The organism is Microcoleus sp. Pol14D4, assembly GCF_036701245.1.
Lineage (GTDB): Bacteria > Cyanobacteriota > Cyanobacteriia > Cyanobacteriales > Microcoleaceae > Microcoleus.
The window spans coordinates 1-18,586 of record NZ_JAUBQM010000071.1 but is presented as its reverse complement, the minus strand read 5'-3'; the positions used below and the strand labels follow the sequence as shown (position 1 = coordinate 18,586).

Annotated in this window: 8 protein-coding genes; 4 read left to right on the top strand and 4 right to left on the bottom strand. The window is 47.3% G+C overall.

The features are described from left to right. The first annotated feature begins 69 nt into the window (after positions 1-69). Both QUA33_RS21420 and QUA33_RS21415 read left to right on the top strand, forming a co-directional pair. Positions 70-1,572, top strand: coding sequence for a UDP-N-acetylmuramoyl-L-alanyl-D-glutamate--2,6-diaminopimelate ligase (locus QUA33_RS21420; protein WP_333150984.1), 1,503 nt, complete (start codon positions 70-72; stop codon positions 1,570-1,572). A 169-nt stretch (positions 1,573-1,741) separates the two neighbouring features. Beyond that, positions 1,742-7,273 (top strand): AAA family ATPase, encoded by a 5,532-nt coding sequence (locus QUA33_RS21415; protein WP_333150982.1) that lies wholly within the window; start codon positions 1,742-1,744, stop codon positions 7,271-7,273. A gap of 145 nt (positions 7,274-7,418) precedes the next feature. On the opposite strand, the gene QUA33_RS21410 is transcribed toward QUA33_RS21415, so the two are convergent. Next, positions 7,419-9,035 carry a HAMP domain-containing sensor histidine kinase gene (locus QUA33_RS21410; protein WP_333150980.1) on the bottom strand — a complete coding sequence of 539 codons (1,617 nt, stop codon included), beginning with the start codon at positions 9,033-9,035 and terminating at the stop codon, positions 7,419-7,421. Between the two features lie 402 nt (positions 9,036-9,437). Between QUA33_RS21410 and QUA33_RS21405 the strand changes: the two genes are divergently transcribed. Continuing rightward, a complete protein-coding gene (locus QUA33_RS21405) occupies positions 9,438-10,844 on the top strand; it encodes a TldD/PmbA family protein (RefSeq protein WP_333150978.1) in 1,407 nt (468 codons plus the stop codon). A gap of 307 nt (positions 10,845-11,151) precedes the next feature. Here QUA33_RS21405 and patX read toward each other — a convergent pair whose 3' ends face one another. Continuing rightward, the gene (gene patX / locus QUA33_RS21400; RefSeq protein ID WP_333099227.1) at positions 11,152-11,355 is read right to left on the bottom strand and encodes a heterocyst-inhibiting protein PatX; all 204 of its coding nucleotides are present in this window, start codon (positions 11,353-11,355) and stop codon (positions 11,152-11,154) included. Between the two features lie 805 nt (positions 11,356-12,160). Continuing rightward, positions 12,161-12,892 (bottom strand): dephospho-CoA kinase, encoded by a 732-nt coding sequence (gene coaE / locus QUA33_RS21395; protein WP_333150976.1) that lies wholly within the window; start codon positions 12,890-12,892, stop codon positions 12,161-12,163. A gap of 205 nt (positions 12,893-13,097) precedes the next feature. On the opposite strand from coaE, the gene QUA33_RS21390 reads away from it, so the two are divergent. Further along, positions 13,098-18,245, top strand: a complete 5,148-nt coding sequence (locus QUA33_RS21390; RefSeq protein WP_333150974.1) for a CHAT domain-containing protein — start codon at positions 13,098-13,100, stop codon at positions 18,243-18,245. 72 nt (positions 18,246-18,317) lie between these two features. Here the strand turns inward: QUA33_RS21390 and QUA33_RS21385 are convergent, their stop codons facing one another. After that, positions 18,318-18,503: a hypothetical protein gene (locus tag QUA33_RS21385; RefSeq protein ID WP_333150972.1), complete on the bottom strand. Its 186-nt coding sequence runs from the start codon at positions 18,501-18,503 to the stop codon at positions 18,318-18,320. Positions 18,504-18,586: the final 83 nt, after the last annotated feature.

Sequence of the window (18,586 nt, the reverse complement as noted above, 5' to 3'; positions counted from 1 at the left end):
TGTAGATGGTGGCTCAAACAATGTGTTCCGCCAGTCATATTCAAGACATTCAAGCGAGGAGTTTTTCAGATGAAATTGAGAGAATTATTAGCAGCAGTTCCCAGCATTTCCTTTGACGCGCAACATCCCGCCCTCGATGCCGAAGTCAAGGGTTTATCCACTAATTCCCACGCTTGTCAGGCGGGAGATTTATTTTTGGGAATGCCGGGAACGCGAGTAGATGGGGGAGATTTTTGGCAAAGTGCGATCGAATCTGGTGCACTTGCCGCCATAATTTCCACCCAAGCAGCCGAGAAAACACCTTCGGAAGACGGGGGTAATTGCGTCATCGCAGCAGCCGATATGGCTCAAGTTTGCGGTCAAATAGCAACTGCTTTTTACGGCAATCCAGCTAGCAAATTAAAACTTGTCGGCGTTACCGGGACTAACGGCAAAACTACAACAACTCATTTAATCGAATTTTTGCTCAATGAAATGCAGTTGCCGACGGCGATTTTTGGCACGCTTTACACTCGCTGGCCGGGCTTCCAACAAACTGCACTTTACACCACACCTTTTGCGGTTGACCTGCAAAAACAATTAGCAGAAGCTGTAGCAGCCGGATGCAAACACGGGGTGATGGAAGTCAGTTCCCACGCTTTAGCACAGCAGCGAGTTTTGGGGTGTAGCTTTGAAGTTGCTGTCTTTACAAACTTGACTCAAGATCATCTAGATTATCACCGTGATATGGAAGATTATTTTGAGGCTAAATCGCTTTTATTCGGTTCTAATTACCTCGCCAATCGTGCTGTAATTAATATTGACGATCCCTACGGGAAGCGGATATTTGAGAACCTAAAATCTGACCAAGTTTGGAGTTACAGCACTGTTTTGAAAACGGCAGATTTGTATGCTTCTGATTTGGAGTATCAGCCGAACGGAGTCAAGGGAATGCTGCACACTCCGAAGGGTGGAACTGCTTTTTCTTTGCCTTTAGTCGGTCAGTTCAATTTATCAAATATGTTGGCTGCTGTCGGTGCTGTTTTAGAATTGGGTTTAGATTTGTCCGCAATTGTGGAGAAATTATCTCAGTTTTCGGGAGTTCCGGGACGGATGGAACGGGTGCAAATTAGTCCCGACCAAGATATTAGCGTTATTGTCGATTATGCCCACACTCCCGACAGTTTGGAGAACTTGTTGAAGGCGTCGCGGCCGTTTATTCCGGGTCAGATGATTTGCGTGTTTGGCTGCGGCGGCGATCGCGATCGCACTAAGCGGCCCATCATGGGTAAAATCGTGGCAGAATTAGCCGATTTAGCTGTTGTTACTTCCGACAATCCGCGCACTGAAAATCCCGATCGCATTTTGGAGGATGTTTTAGCAGGAATTCCCGCCGCAGTAAAGCCGGTCGTGATGTGCGATCGAGCCGCTGCAATTCGCACTGCTATTATGGATGCTAAACCCGGAGATGGCGTGCTGATTGCAGGGAAAGGACACGAAGATTATCAAATTTTGGGTACAGAAAAAGTCCATTTTGACGATCGAGAACAAGCGCGAGATGCCTTGAAAGCCAGAATCAATTCGGTTAAGTGAATTTGGTTAACTGTTAACGGTTAACTGAATTCGGTTAACTGTTAACGGTTAGCTGTCCGTGGGCTGTGAAATTTGTTGTAGTTTTAAGTATTGATATTTGGGTAAAATCTGATTGGCACTAGATTATAATAGTAAGAAAAAATATCTTCAAAAAAAAATAATTATTGCTATGATAGAACTAACTGGCTATCAAATTCTAGCTCGAATTTACTTAGGCACTCGCACCATAGTTTATCGAGGAACTCGCCTCTGCGACCAAAAACCTGTCGCCATCAAAGTCTTGCGAAACGAGTATCCCAGCTTCAGCGAACTCTTGCATTTTCGCAATCAATACTCGATCGCCAAAAACCTGAATTTGCCCGGAATCATCCAAACCTACAGCTTGGAACCCTACCGCAACGGCTATGCCCTAATCGTGGAAGACTTCGGGGGAATTTCTCTGAAGGAATGGGCGGGGAAAGGAAAAACCGTGCCATCTCTGGTTGATTTTTTCCAAATTGCGATCGACCTGAGCAATACATTAGATATACTTTACCGCAACCGCATCATTCACAAAGACATTAAACCCGCCAATATTTTAATAAATCCTGATACTAAACAAGTCAAACTCATTGACTTTAGTATTGCATCTTTGCTGCCGCGAGAAACTCAAATAGTGATGAGTCCCAACGTAATCGAAGGAACACTCAGCTATATATCTCCCGAACAAACAGGAAGAATGAATCGCGGCATTGACTACCGCACAGATTTTTATTCATTAGGTGTAACCTTTTACGAATTGCTGGCAGGAAAATTGCCATTTCAATCGAGCGATCCAATGGAATTTATCCACTGTCATATTGCCCAGCACCCGCCATCTGTACATGAAATTAATCCCAAAATTCCCTTTGTCATCTCGGAAATTGTCAGAAAATTGATGGCCAAAAATGCCGAAGCTCGCTATCAGAGTGCATTAGGGCTGAAAGCAGATTTAGAAAACTGTTTGCAACAACTCAATGAGACAGGTAAAATAGAGAGTTTTGTCATTGGGATGCGAGATTTTTGCGATCGCTTTATCATACCCGAAAAACTCTACGGCCGAGCAACCGAAGTCGCTGCATTATTAGCAGCGTTCGAGCGAGTAGCAAATCCTTCTAAATCTCCTTCTCCAGAAGAGACTAAAACCGATAGAAACGATGTAAAAGAAGACCTCGCGTTGATTAAGGGGGACGGGGGTGACTCGAACTTATCCCGTAGCGAAATGATGCTAGTTGCCGGATTCTCCGGCATTGGTAAAACCGCTGTAGTCAACGAAATTCACAAACCCATAGTTCGCCAACGCGGTTATTTTATCAAAGGCAAATACGACCAATTTCAACGCAACATTCCCTTTAGTGCTTTTGTGCAAGCCTTCCGAGATTTAATGGATCAATTACTCTCAGAAAGCGATGCTCAGCTCGAACAATGGCAAAGGAAAATTATCAATGCTCTTGGCGAAAATGGTCAAGTTATTGTAGAAGTAATTCCTGAGTTGGAACGAATTATTGGCAAACAACAGCCTGTATCTGAACTTTCGGGAAGTGCCGCAGAAAATCGTTTCAATTTACTATTTCAAAAATTTATCTCTGTTTTTGCCACAAAAGAACATCCCTTAGTGATTTTTTTGGATGATTTGCAATGGTCAGATTCAGCATCCCTGAAGCTTTTGCAAGTGTTGATGAGTGAAAAAGATAGTCAGAATTTGCTGGTAATTGGGGCATATCGAGATAACGAAGTCTCTCCGGCTCATCCATTTATGTTGGCAGTAGCAGAGATGGAAAAATCCCAAGTAACGGTAAATACTATTACCTTGGAACCTCTGAGTCAAGTTGATATTAACGATTTGATAGCAGATACTCTCTCGTGCGAGATCCTTCTTGCTCAGCCATTAACCGAGTTAGTTTATCAAAAAACCAAAGGCAATCCATTTTTTGCCACGCAATTTCTCAGGGCGCTACAGGAAGATGGGCTGATTGCGTTTGACCCCACCTCCCTTTCATCCCCCCTTATTAGGGGAGGACAAACGGGGGTAACAGGGGGGTGGCAGTGCGATATTGCCAAAGTCAAAGCCCTAACTATCACCGATGATGTAGTGGAGTTTATGGCGGTGCAATTGCAGAAGTTGCCGCCAGAAACTCAGGATGTGCTGAAGTTGGCTGCGTGCATAGGAGCGCACTTTGATTTGAATACATTGGCGGTAGTCAGCGAGAAGTCGCCAGAAGAAACTGCTGCAGATTTGTGGAAATCATTGCAAGAAGGATTCATCTTACCAACCAGTGAAATTTACAAGTTTTATATAGGAAAAGAACCTCGGAAAAAAACCGATATATTGCCACCTACCGCCGATCAATTACCTAACTACAAATTTCTACACGATCGCATTCAACAAGCGGCTTATTCCCTAATTCCAGAAGATCGAAAACAAGCCACTCACCTGAAAATAGGGCAACAGTTGCTCCAAAAAAGTAGTGAAACTCAACGTCAGGAAAGGATTTTTGATATTGTCGGTCATTTCAACTTTGCCCGCGGGCTGATTTGCGAGCGAACAGCACGTTATGAATTAGCCTCGCTCAACTTGCAGGCTGGGAAAACTGCAAAAGCTGCCGCAGCCTTTGACGCGGCATTGATATTTGTCAATACAGGTATTAGCAGCTTACCAGCCGATAGTTGGCAGGAACAATATACTCTGACGCTGGCGCTGCACAATTTGGCAGCCGAAGCCGCGTATTTGTGCAGCCAATTTGAACAGATGGAACAGCTAATTACTGCGATTTTGCAACAAGCAAACCAACTGATCGACAAAGTTAGCGCTTACGAGATTCAAATCCTCGCTTACCTTGCCCAAGGTCAGCCCCAGGATGGCGTTTACACAGCAATTGATGTGCTCGGGCAGCTTGGGATTCGGCTTCCCAAAAACCCGACTCAGCCTCAAGTATTGCTGGGTTTAGCCAAAACTAAGTTGATTCTCGGTAACAAGAAACCGGAACAGCTTGTGAATCTGCCAAATATGACAGATGCTAACAAATTGGCAGCGATGCGAATTCTTTCTAGTGCTGCTTCTGCTGCCTATCTTTGTGCTCCGAAGTTGATGCCGCTACTGGTATTTGAGCGGGTTAACTTGTCTGTAAGGCACGGCAATACCGCCCTATCAGCTTTTGGCTATGCTTGGTATGGACTGATCCTCTGCGGCATACTCATGGATATCGAAGGAGGCTATCAGTTTGGACAACTTTCTCTGCAATTACTAGAGCGTTTTAACGCGACGGATTTGAAAGCGAAAGTGCTATTTATGACTTATACGTTTATCAGCCATTGGCGCGATCGCATCGCAGATACAATGCCAGCGCTGTTAACAGCTTACCAGAGCGGTTTAGAAACGGGAGATGTAGAATATGCTGCTTGGGCCGCTTTGGTTCATTCTTACAATCGCTACTGGACAGGGGAGAACTTAACGGAAGCAGAAGCAGCAATTCGTTCTTTTATAACGGCGATCGCTCCTTTCAACCAAAAAAACGGCTCTCTTTACATCCAGATATACCATCAAGCGACCTTAAATCTTCTGGGTCATTCTAGCGATCCAAGTTGCTTGTCCGGCGAAAGCTATCGGGTTGCTGAAGATATTCCCGCACAGGTGGCAGCGAACGATCGTACAGGGTTATTTTTTAGTTACGTTTGCCAGCAGCATCTTCATTATTTGTTCGGTCAGTATGACGCAGCAATTGAGAAGTCAAACGCTGCTAAACCCTATTTTGATAACTGCGTTTCCTCGCTTCCAACGGTTCTGCACTACTTTTACGATTCTCTGGCACAACTGGCAATTTACGCGGCTGCAACGCCTCCACAACGCCGGCAAATCTTGAAGTGCATTCAGGCGAGTCAGAAAAAGCTGAAGAAATGGGGACACTATGCCCCCATGAATTACCAACATAAGTTTCTTTTGGTAGAAGCAGAACGGTATCGGGTACTGGGGCAAAAGCTAGAAGCGATCGACTATTACGAGCGCGCCATCTCCCTCGCCAAAGAAAACCAATTCCTTAACGAAGAAGCCTTAGCAAACGAACTCGCCGCTAAATTCTACCTCGACTGGGGCAAAGAAAAAGTCGCCGCAGGCTATATGCAGGAAGCCTACTATTATTACGCCCGCTGGGGAGCCAAAGCCAAAACCGATGACCTAGAAAAACGTTATCCCGATCTGCTGCGCCCTATCTTACAACAGTCCGCCCAACCGCTCTCTATTTTTGAAACCTTATCCACCCTCACCAATCCCACCTACTCCATTCATTCGCTCGACCACCACAGTACCTCAAGCAGCTCCATCAACCATGCTCTAGATTTTTCAACGCTACTGCAAATCTCCCAAGTCATCTCCAGCACGATCGAGCTGGATGAGTTGCTGCAAATTGTGACCCAAACCATGTTACAAAACTCGGGAGCCGATCGCTGTGCACTGATCCTCTGCCAAGATCAAGAATGGCAAGTGCGGGCGATGGCTACCTGGGAACACATTAGCCTGGAAACGGAACCCCTAGAGAACAATCCCACCGTTCCCGTTAAATTAATTCAGTATGTCAAAAACACCCTAGCAGCAGTTGTCATCGATCGCGCCAAAACCGATCTGCCTGTGATTGACGATTATTTAGATCGTCATCAACCAGAGAGTTTGCTGGGTTTGCCAATTCTCAATCAGGGGAGTTTAGTAGGCATTTTGTATCTAGAAAATCGGATAACCAGTGGGGTGTTTAGTCGCAATCGCCTCCTAGTGCTGAATTTTCTCTCTAGTCAAGCGGCGATCGCTCTGGAGAATGCCCGCCTCTATCACCAAGTGCAGCAGACTTTGAATGAACTTCAGCAAACTCAGATGCAAATGATCCAAAGCGAAAAGATGTCAGCATTAGGTAATCTAGTGGCAGGGGTTGCCCATGAAATCAACAACCCCGTTGGTTTCATTGCCGGGAACATTAATGAAGCTCATGCTGGAGTCCAAGACTTAATTGATTATTTGCGCCTATATCAAGAAAAATTTCCTCCATCGGAAGCAGAATTGATTAAGAAAGCAGAGGCAATTGATTTAGATTATCTAGTAGAAGATTTACCAAAAATGTTGAGTTCCATGAAAATAGGATGCGAGCGCATCAAAAACATCAGCACATCCCTCCGCACTTTCTCTCGCGCCGATACGGCCCATAAAGTTGAGGCCAATATCCACGAAGGCCTCAATAGCACTTTGATGATTTTACGCCATCGGCTGAAAGCGAATGACAAGCATCCTGAAATTAAAATCATTAAAGAGTACGGCAATATTCCCAAAGTAAAATGTTATTTGGGACAATTAAACCAGGTATTTATGAATTTGTTAGCAAATGCGATCGATGCCTTAGAAGAATCGAATCAAGGACGGAGTTTTGCCGAAATTCAAGCCCATCCCAATCGCATCACTATTCGGACAAAAGTAGAAAATGAAAGGGTAAAAATTTCCATCGCCGATAACGGAAAAGGAATGTCAGAGGAGGTGAAAAATCGTATCTTCGATCATCTATTTACCACTAAAGATGTGGGCAAAGGAACCGGGTTAGGACTGGCGATCGCGCGTCAAATTGTAGAAGAAAAACACGGCGGCAAACTGAGTTGTTTTTCTACACCGGGAGAAGGAACGGAGTTTGTCATTGAGATTTTAATTGATTAAAGAGTAGTTGTCCGTTGTTAGTTGTCCGTGGTTGACCAATATTAATGAGATCTCTCTTCTCTTCCTCTGCGTTCTCTGCGTTCTCTGCGGTTAAATCATTCCGATGCAACCGGAATTGATAGGACAACCAACAACTGACAACTGACTATTGCAGGGGCAAAAATACCGTCATGACCTCGCCCTTTTGGGGCCGCTGGCGAATTACCAACTTTCCGCCAGCAGCCCGAAATAAATTCTTAGTCACGCTCAAATTTAAACTCAAACTTCCCGTCTCCGGCTGCACCATCAACAAAGGCCCGATCGATCGCAAAGGACCATTCGCCTTAGCTGCAAAAGTCGATGCGCCATTATCTTCAGGTAAGTGTTCCGATTCCAACTGCAACTTTAACTGATCGCCCGCCAATGTCACCTCCACCTGAATGCGACTACCGGAAGGCAAAGTTCGAGTAAAATTCTCAATCAAATTAGTTAAAACCTGATCCAACATCGTCGGATCGCTGACTACCGCCGGCAACTTTTTCGGCACAATAACTTCCAAAGTGTGGTTTCGCACAGCGGCCTGTTTTTGCCAGCGGGGAATGCTATTTTGTAGCACTTCACCGAGGGACATTGCTGTTAGCTGCACGCCAGAATTTTTGGCTTGCGACATTTCCAATTCCACGGCGCGGAAAATTAAACCGAAGCGATCGATCTGAGCGGTACACTCAGCATCAATCATTTCCAAACGCTTGACCACAACAGGATCGAGCTTGGGACGTTTCAGCAACAATCGAGTCAGCGTGCGGATAGTAGCCAAAGGGGTGCGGACTTCATGGGCGATCGCCTGTAGCAATTCCACCTCTTTAGTAGCCAGAGGAATTGGAGATTTGCAGTTGATATCTGTAGCCGATAACTTTTTATGCCTCGGACTCAAACCATCATCAATTATTTCATCCTTTATCCTGCCTGCTTCACCTTTCCCAACCGGCAAATTATGCAACAGCAAGCGGCTGAACTGCATCACTGTTTGATAATTTGGCTCCACAGGCAAAAACTGCTGGAACAGCGCGTCTAATTTAGTAGAATTATTAGTTAATTGGCTAACTGATAAATTGAAACTACCGTCAGAATTGGCAAGCAAACATTCGCTTTCAGTCACCCTGCGCCGCAAAACTTCCCAAGCTTTGGCGACTACTTGCGGATCGAAAGAAAATAGAAAAGCCGGAATTCCCGCAGAATTTTCACCCAAAACCATCACCAGGCTAAAACTAGCAGTTAAAACCAAACAAAACTGCTCGTGCGCCAAAGGATCGCCACTTGCCAAAGCCAAAGCCGGGGCCGCTGCAGGCACTGATGTTTGCACATCAGCCGCCGGCATTAAAGCTAAAGTTTGTCTGGCCCGAAAAGACCACAAAGCTGCATCGTTGTCGGGAATACTGGTAAAAATCCAATTGGCAAAGCCGTTGGCCAAAGCCGGGTCAGTCAAAACCGAAGACGGGCCGGACAAAACCAATCCCTGACAGGAATTGGGAATTGTCGATCGACCATTTGCTCGATCGGCATCTGCTTTTTGTCCTGCTTTTTGCCGGTCGAGCATTTGATTCAAAGCTGCGATCGCCCCGTACCATTCCTGTTCAGCTTTCAGCCGAGAAGCCCCACGGCTTGCAGGACACCGATGGCGGTTCTTTTCTCCCGCCAACTTAGCATCAAAGAGACTCAGGTCATTTTCTTGGCCTTCGGAGGCTAAAATTTCGCTTATTGTCGGTAAAAAGTAAGTATTCACAGTTATAAACCCACCTTCGGAGGCATGAAGGGTGAAGTATTTATGTATAGGAGAGTTCAGGAGTTAGGAGTCAGTCGATTTTAGATTTTAGATTTTAGATTTTAGATTTACCCCACAGATAAATCTGGGAGGTTGAACTAGGGTCTAAAATTTTTATCTTTCCACGACTTAAGTACGTGGCACGGTATCCGTTTTTGGGCTGGGTCAAGCACCAGCACGATCGAAAAATCCCGCATAATTTCTTGCGCCTTCCTCCTAACCCACAGGATATCCACATTTGTCAACTAACGATATTGGCAGAACCGTACCAATAAGTCGCAATCTCCGCGCTTGCCGCGGTATTTTGGACGATCGCCCTGACAAAAGTGCAAAATGAAGTAAGTTAAACACCGCGCTTTCCTTATGCCCACCTCGATCGCCGACTCGAAAAATCTGCTGTCAGACTTAATGGCACGCTACCGTCACCAAGTCGATTATCTGGCAATTCGACTGGAAGAAGCCGAAGGCACCGACATCCTGCTGCGGGGCGAAAAAATTGAAACCCTCAGCGAAGGAGTCTCAATTGGCGGCCAAGTCAGAGCTTGTCACAAAGGCGGCTGGGGCTTTGCCAGTTTTAACCGACTTTCCACCCTCGCCGAAAGAATCGAAGAAGCCATCGCCGCGGCCAAACTGATCGGGGAAGAAGAAACGATTCTGGCGCCAGTAACGCCTGTACAAGACATTTGCTTGCTGCCGCTGACAGGAACAGACCCCCGTCTGGTTCCCCTAATTGACAAAAAGCAATTGTGCGATCGCTACGCGGCCATTCTCCGCAGCATTGACCCCCGCATCGCCACAATCTCCGTGCGCTACGGCGACAGCACCCAGCGGATGATCCTCGCCACCTCCGAAGGCACCATGCTCGAACAAGGTTGGGCAGACATGGAAATGCGCTTTGCCGCCACAGCCCGCAGCGGGGAAACCGTACAAACCGGTCGCGAAACCACCGGTTCCCGCAAAGCTTACGAAGACTTAACCGAGCTTGATGTTCAAGTTCGCAGCGCCGCCCAGAGAGCCGTAGATTCCCTAGCCTTACCCCCCGTCCAAGGCAACACCTACACCGTCGTCATCGACCCAATTTTGACCGGATTGTTCGTCCACGAAGCCTTCGGACACCTTTCCGAAGCGGACATGGCCTACGAAAATCCCGACATTTTGGAAATTATGACCCTCGGCCGCCAGTTCGGCCCCAAAAACTTGCAAATTTTCGACGGTGCAGCGCCAGAGGGACACCGGGGCAGCTATTTCTACGACGATGAAGGCACTCCCGCGACTACTACTCAGTTAATTAAAGACGGCGCTTTAGTCGGGCGGCTGCACTCGCGGGAAACTGCTGGCAAGTTGGGAGAAACGCCTACTGGCAATGCTCGCTGTTTGAATTATCATTATCCGCCGATCGTCCGCATGACGAATACTTGGATCGAACGCGGTGACACGCCAGTTGCTGACTTATTTTCTGGTATCAAAGAAGGAGTTTACGCGCGCAATTGGCAAGGCGGCATGACTAACGGCGAAATGTTTACTTTCAGTGCCGGCGAAGCTTGGATGATCCGCGACGGAAAACTAGACAATCCGGTGCGGGATGTTACTCTTTCGGGTAATGTTTTCAGCACTTTAGCCGATATTGAGGCGATCGGCGACGATTTCTACTGGGATGAATCCGGCGGCTGCGGCAAGGCAGGACAAAGCGGTTTGCCCGTCGGCTGCGGCGGCCCGAGTTTGCGGATTCGCGATGTCGTTGTTGGTGGTGAAGCTGCGGCAGAAGATTAAAGCTGCAAAAGTTTAAAAAATAAAGGTAAAGCGCCAGATTCCTACTCGCGCTTTACCTTTATTTTTTAAGTTCAACATTTCGCGCCCGTTTGTGGTGTCTGATATTTGGAGGATGCTTGGCCAAACAACCGGAATAGCGAACAATTATGCTTTGAGTCGTCAAATACCGCTGAAAAATCGGTTTTTTGGTACGCAGTACCTAAGTCCCGAATTAATAAATCGAAATCTTCAATTTTTCTCTTATTCTCCCAATTTTATATTCTCCCATTCTCCCCCTAATTCTCTGCAATTATCGCTTTTTTCGGCTTTATCTCCCGGTTCCTCGTTGTGGTGGCTCATCTTTACCGTTATCTGCGTCAAAGGTCGGAGTGCCAGCTAGAGTGGTTAAAATTTCGGGAGCAGAGTTGTCTTGAGCAAAAAAGGTCGATCGAGTTTCTAAGCTTTGAGTATTAACTGCGCCAGCACTCAGTAACAGGCTTGACATCAGGATGGAAGAGTAAACGCGCATCATAAATTTTGGTGTTTGTATTTTCCCCTTCTTGATACGCAGTCTGTACTCTGCTATCAGGATAAAAAAATAATTGCGGTGAAATCATCAATTAGTAAGTAAGGGCACTTGCAATTTTTTTGAGTTTTGGTTAAAAGCGGGTGAAATCCATCATCTAGCTCGCTTTTTCACTGATAATTTCTAGTTCTCTGCTATTTGCGGGCAACCAGCAGAATTCAAGATTATGTTCAAAAAAATCATGCTACTCTTCTATGCCCGTCTTCCCAACCCTGGTAGTTATAAATTATTCCCCAATCTAAAATCTAAAATCTAAAATCTAAAATTCTATCACCCCTGGAATCCTCTGGAAACGCTCTTCCAACAAGGAAACAAAAACCGCCAATTGTAAAGTTTTACTACTTTTATGATTAACTGCATAATTTATTGAGGTGAAGCGGCAACCCGGGGATTAAAGAAACCACAGGAGAGTACCGAGGCGCGCCATCCGCACGTTACATATACATATCTTGGTGAATGAGATTCCTTAAAGCGGGCAATGCCTAATTTTCACATTTACTTCATAAATGGTTGATATTGTATTTTTAAATAAATTGTGAACCTTTTATTTTTTCCGATCTTTTCCGATCTTGCTTTGTGACAAAAGCGCTTACGCGCCACTCCGAAGGAGGAGTCGAAAGCGGTTGAGGAAAAAAGCCCGTTCACAAAATCGTGGAGTCAATCTCAAATCTCAACTCTCAAATCGAACTGGCGCGCAGGGAGTAAAAAAAACCTAGTTTTAAAACTGATATCGCGGAGTCAATCTCAAATATCAAATCTCACAGCGACTGACTTGCACATCTACCTGCCGGAATAGCGAGTCGAGGGTTGACGAGTTGTCCAAAATAACATCAGCTTGTTGACACTTTTGAGCCAGCGGCAACTGGGCATTAATGCGGGCATTAGCTCGATCGTAACTCAAGCCGTCTCGCTGCATTAGTCGTTCTAACTGCACTTCGGGTGAACAGTACACTACCCAAATTTCAGTACACAAGTCACTCATGTTAGCTTCAAACAGCAGCGGCACTACCAAAACCAAAGTCAACGTGTCAGCCTTGGCACAGAAACCTGTTTTTTTTTCAACAATACTCGGTTCTAGCTTTTCGTGAAAAAACCCGGTTTCTTGAGTCTTTGTACCTAAATCCTGTGTGTCTTGGGATACCAAACTCGATGCAGCAATGCAGCTTTGAGTTTCCTCAACTAATCGGCGGCGCACGTAAGGGTGAATCTGTTGTTCCAACCACTGCCGCTCGTCTGCGTTACAAAAAATAATACTTCCCAACTCTGGCCGATTTAAATTGCCGTCCGGGAGCAAAATACTCGCGCCGTATCGTTTTACAATAGAGTCAAGTATTGGCGAACCGGGGTTCACAGCTTCGCGGGCGTAAATATCGGCATCTAAAATCGGAAATCCACAGGCATCTCTCAGATAATTAGATATAGCGGTTTTACCGGTGGCGATGCCCCCAGTTAAACCAATCAGACGGACAATTCGATCGCTCATAATTTTCTCTGTTTAAACTTCCTGTGTTTCGACACTTACTGTCAGTCTTTGCTATGTTGGTGACACAATCAAATTTAGACTTAAAATTTAAGATTTGCGATCGAGAGTTCGCGTTAGGAAGTGTCAGCATTGGGGTGCGATCGGCTCTTTTTTACCTAAAATCTCAATTTTAAACTCGAATTAAGGTCTAGACCGAGGCAAACTTATGAATGCTCAACGTGCTGTGCGGTCGATTCTGGCAGCAATTCCCCTTGCTGGATTTTTGATAATAGATTTTTTACCCAACCTGGTTTTCCTCAAAGAAAACAGCAGCGGATGGGTACTCGTGGCAATTTATCCCCAATCTCAAATTGCTGCAGCACAATCTATTACTCCAGCCCCAGACGGCACCGGAACCGCTGTCACCGTGCCAGGTACAGGGTCGTCTCCTCGCTACGATATTAAAGGCGGCACTCCCTCCAGAGACGGAGCAAATTTGTTCCACAGTTTTACTCGGTTTGGTCTGAATTCTGGTGAAACTGCCAATTTCATCTCCAACCCAAGCGTTAAAAATATCCTCGGCCGCGTTGTCGGTGGGGACGCTTCGTTAATTAACGGTCTAATTCAAGTTACTGGCGGCAATTCTAACTTGTTGCTGATGAATCCCGCAGGCATCATCTTCGGAGCAAATGCGCGGCTCGATGTGTCCGGGTCTTTTTTGGCTACCACCGCTAGCAGTATCGGTTTTGACGACCGTTGGTTCAACGGTACAGGGGCGAACGACTACGCTGCCCTAGTCGGAACACCGAATGCTTTTGTTTTTGGGCCACAGCCCGGAAGTATTGTCAATGCAGGTAACTTGGCTGTCGGAACCGGGCAAAATTTGACTTTGCTGGGCGGTACGGTAATCAGTACAGGGCAACTTTCAGCCCCAGGCGGTCAAATTACTGTGGCGGCTGTTCCGGGCGAAAATCTGGTGCGGTTGAGTCAAAACGGACTTTTGCTGAGTTTAGAAGTTTCTCCAGCAGCCGGAGTGTCGGGTTCGGAAGCAGTTCCCTTCTCTCCCCAGAGTTTACCAGGGCTGCTGTCGGGTCCCGGCGTGGCTCACGCTACGGGTATAACTACGAACGCTCGAGGTGAAGTTGTGCTCACAGGCGGTCCAACAGTGCCAGGAGGTCCTGGAACTGCGCTGGTAGCGGGATCTGCGGACGTGTCTGCTACGGGGGGCGCGGGAGGAAGCGTCAACGTGTTGGGCGACAAGGTAGGGCTGTTGGGAGCGAAGATTGAGGCTTCCGGGCCCGACGGCGGCGGAACGGTGCGGATCGGGGGAGATTACCGAGGCGAGGGAACTGTGCCGAATGCCAGGATGACTTACGTGGATGCCAAAAGTTCGATCGCCGCCAACGCAACTGAATCAGGCAACGGCGGGAGTGTTTTTGTCTGGGCTGACAACACAACAGCATTTTTGGGCAGCATCAGGGCAAATGGCTTTTCTGCAACGGAAACCGCAGGTGTTGGGGGGTTTGTGGAAGTGTCGGGCAAGCAAAGATTAATTTTTAACGGTAAAGTCGATACTTCTGGGACAAACGGTTTGGGGACTTTGCTGTTAGATCCGGAAAATATTTTAATTACAGATTCCCCAGAAGGTGCGGGCGATGCGGAAATCATTGCCAACAATAATATTTTGGCAACAGGAACGCTAGCAGGACAGGAAAACAATTCTGAGCCTTCGCTGACAATTTCGGCTACAGCTTTAGAAAGTATGTCGGCGACTTCAAATGTGGTTCTCGAAGCGCTCAACGATATTACAATTGCTGATTTGGCAGACAATCAGTTAAGCTTTCAAGCAACTACTGGTTCGGTAACATTGAGAGCAGATGCCGATCGCAGTGGCGCAGGTGCTTTTTCGATGAATTCTGGAGATACAATTAGCACGGCTGGCGGTGCGATCGCCATTTCGGGAAATCAAATTACTGCGGGCGATTTGTCGAGTAACGGCGGAAATATTAGTTTGATTAGTCCGGGTTCGACTGTTGCAAACAACATTTCTTCATCCAATCCCAGCAGCGGCAGCAGCGGGAATATTGTACTCGAAGGCCTGAATGTAACGGCCCAAAAACTTGATGCCAGCGGCCCGGAAGCGACGGGAAATGTAACTGTGACGGCTCGGAATGTTCTCGGAGTGAGCTTCGTCGCCGGGGGTTCGGGAAACATTACTTTGACGGGTGATGAAATTAATTTTAAAGGCGACAAAAATTCAGTCAGCGGTACGGGCTTTTTGGTACTGCAACCTTGGAGTCCCGGTCAAAATATTGCGATCGGCGGTTCAGGAGATGTCGGTACTAATATTTATTTGAATCTGACGGCAAGCGACCTCGGAAGTTTGGAAAATGGGTTTGCTGGAATTACGATCGGCCGCAGCAACAGTATCGGTTCCATTCTGATTGCCAACGATTTCACATTTTACGATCCGCTAATTATTCAGTCGCCAGCGGGTTTGGGAACAATCACTACCACAAATTCCTTGACCGCGGCCGACAATGCCTCAATTACTCTCAAAGCTGATGGCAATATCAGAACCGGAAATATCACTACCAAAAATCAGGAAATTCGCATCGTCAGCACCGCAGGCAATGTCACAACCGGTCGGCTACTTACTGGAACTTCCCGCACCATCAACACTTCTGTCAATTCTTCCGAAGATACAGGCAATTCGGCGGGAGATGTTAGTGTTACCGCACAGGGCACGGTGACTGCCGGGGCGATCGACACGAGGGGCGATCGCGCGGGGAAGGTAACGCTGACGGGGCGCAATGGAGTCACTGCAGGGGCGATCGAAGCTGGTGGCGCCCAAACAGGGGGAGATATTACCCTGACGGGCAACGAAATTGACTTGACAGGTGACAAAAAATCGATCGCCAGCAACGGCAATCTGGTGTTGCAACCGGCCGATCCCAGTCAAAATATTATAATTCAAGGTTCTGGCGATACAGAAGCTCTGAACTTGACTGCTGCTGAATTGAACACTTTTCGGAATGGGTTTGCTTCGATCGCGATCGGGCGCGCTGACGGTAGCGGTGTGATATCGATTGCTTCTGGAACGCCAAATTCAACGGCAAATTCAACGCCAGCGGCCGTGACATTTCAAGATCCGACGACTATTCGATCGCCCAATGGCGCAGGCGCGATCGTGGGGACGGGTGCGATCGTCGGCGCTGATAACGCCACGATCTCTCTGATGGGGGGTACTGTAGCCGTCGGAGACGTTACCTCGACGGCGGGGATTAACATCACTAGCAGTCAAGGCAAGTTGACTGCGGGTACGGTTTCATCTCGCTCAACTTCCGGGGTGGCGGGCCCTATCAACATTCGCAGCGCCGGTGCGGTAGAAACCGGCAACATCGATGCTTTTGGTGTCAGAAGCGGGGGAGATATTTCGATTGCGGCGCCGGGCCGGATCGTTACAGGGGTGATCAACTCGAGTTCGCAATCGGGAAGTGCCGGTTCGAGCCAAATTATCGGGCAGAAAGATGTTGAAGTTGTTTCGATCAAAGCTCGTGGCAATACGGGCGGCGATGTGGCAATCGAGGCTGGGGGAGCGTTTCGGACTCCGGGAACAGGAACTGCTACTGAGCGCGCCGAGGTCAGCATTTCTACAGACGGCCTGGCTCAATCGGGTTCGCAGACCCTGCTGCAAAGCACTTGCCCGTCGGGAACCTGCACGGCGGCGACTTTTGGGACGGGAAACTCGAAGTCGAACACTGCCACCTCCTCAACTGCGATCGGGCCGCTGGCGATCGTGCCGAGTCCGGCACCCACTACCAGCGTGGAACTGCAAACTACAGACAATTCTCAACAAATTGTGACTCAAGTGACTTTAGGCACGGCAGCGTCGGTGCCAAAGAGCAGTAACGCAAATGTCTCGTCAGAGCCTGCTGCTACCTCTTTTGAGGCGCGGCAGAACGAGCCTGCTAGCGGCCCGGTACTGCTGTCGCCGTCGGTGTTAAAAGACAATTTGGGTACGCCTGCGACGACAGAAAACGCCAGCGTGGCAACAACTCCACAGAAGCCTGCGAGTGCGGTGAGTAAAGAAAGTATCGGGAATGTGAGAGTTCCTGAGATTTCTAGAGCGAGTTCGCTCGCGCAAATAAGTCCGATCGACGCAGTGCAGCAAAGGGATAGAACTCAGGGCCGGGAATTTGAACGTTACTTTGGGGGCAATCTCACTGAAAAGTCAGTCACGCAGCAAAGTATTCGAGATACTCTCAGTAGCGTCAATCGGTTGACTGGGGTTAAACCCGCGATTCTTTACGTGTGGGCAAAAGACAAACATTTAGAACTTGTGTTGTTATTGCCAGACGGTAAAAGTGTTTTTAAAAGCGTGCCTGCAAGCCGCCAGACAGTGCTGCAAGTTGCTAAAGAATTCACTAATGCTATCAGAACTCCCAGGAGATTGAATGCTGCTGACTACAAGCAACCTGCCGAGGAACTTTACCAGTGGTTAATTGCACCGCTGCAAGCGGACTTGGAGGCTAACAAGATTGACACCTTGGTGTTTTCGATGGATTCAGGTTTGCGAACTTTGCCTTTGGCTGCTCTTTACGACGGCAAGCAGTTTTTAGTAGAAAAGTACAGTCTGGGGCTGATTCCGAGTTTGAGTTTAACTGATACTCGCTATGCCGGTGTTAAGGGTTCTGAAGTTTTAGCGATGGGTGCGTCTAATTTTCCGGCCAAATACGATCAAAATCCTTTGCCTGCGGTGCCGTTGGAACTATCGACAATTGTGGGCAAGATTTGGCCGGGTTCGTCTTTTCTCAATGAAGCTTTTACTTTGGCAAATTTGAAGCAGAAGCGCAATCAACCGCAATACAAAATTATTCATTTAGCTACTCACGGTGATTTTCAGCCTGGGGGGGCGGAAAATTCTTACATTCAGTTTTGGGATACTAAGTTGCGGTTGAATCAGTTGGATCAGTTGAAGTTATCTAACCCGCAGGTGGAGTTGTTGGTTTTGAGTGCGTGTACTACGGCGGTGGGAGACGAACAAGCTGAGTTGGGGTTTGCGGGGTTGGCGATACACGCGGGGGTAAAATCGGCTTTGGCGAGTTTGTGGTATGTCAGCGATGTCGGTACTTTGGGGCTGATGACTGAGTTTTACCAGCAGTTGCGTACAACGCCGATTAAGGCTGAGGCTTTGCGGCAAGCGCAGTTGGCTATGCTGCGGGGAGAAGTGCGCTTGCAAGATGGTTATTTGGTGCGATCGGGCAAAAATCAAGCTCTGCCTTTACCGTCGGAGTTGACCGCTAGGGGCGATCGAAATTTGTCGCATCCTTATTATTGGGCTGCTTTTACAATGATCGGTTCGCCGTGGTAATTCTTACGGGTTACTTGTTCTTGGTTATTTGTTATTTGTTGGTTCCAATAACCAATAACTAATGACTCATAACTAATTGCTAGCTGCTATTTGACTCAAGCGTTTGAGGATGCGGAGTGCATCATGTAAATTATTGGTGCGATTGCTAATTCCAAATAAATCAGATGTGCTATATCCAGGTGATTCTCCTTTCACTAATTTTACAAAGATGAAACTGCCGCCTGTAGCAATCATGCCGTAACCCTGGGGGGGTGACAAAGAGGCCTAGAGCGTCGGTTCAGTATTAGGTATTGACAAGAAAAAGGCTGTATGCAGTTACCCGGTCAATGAGTTCGACTCTA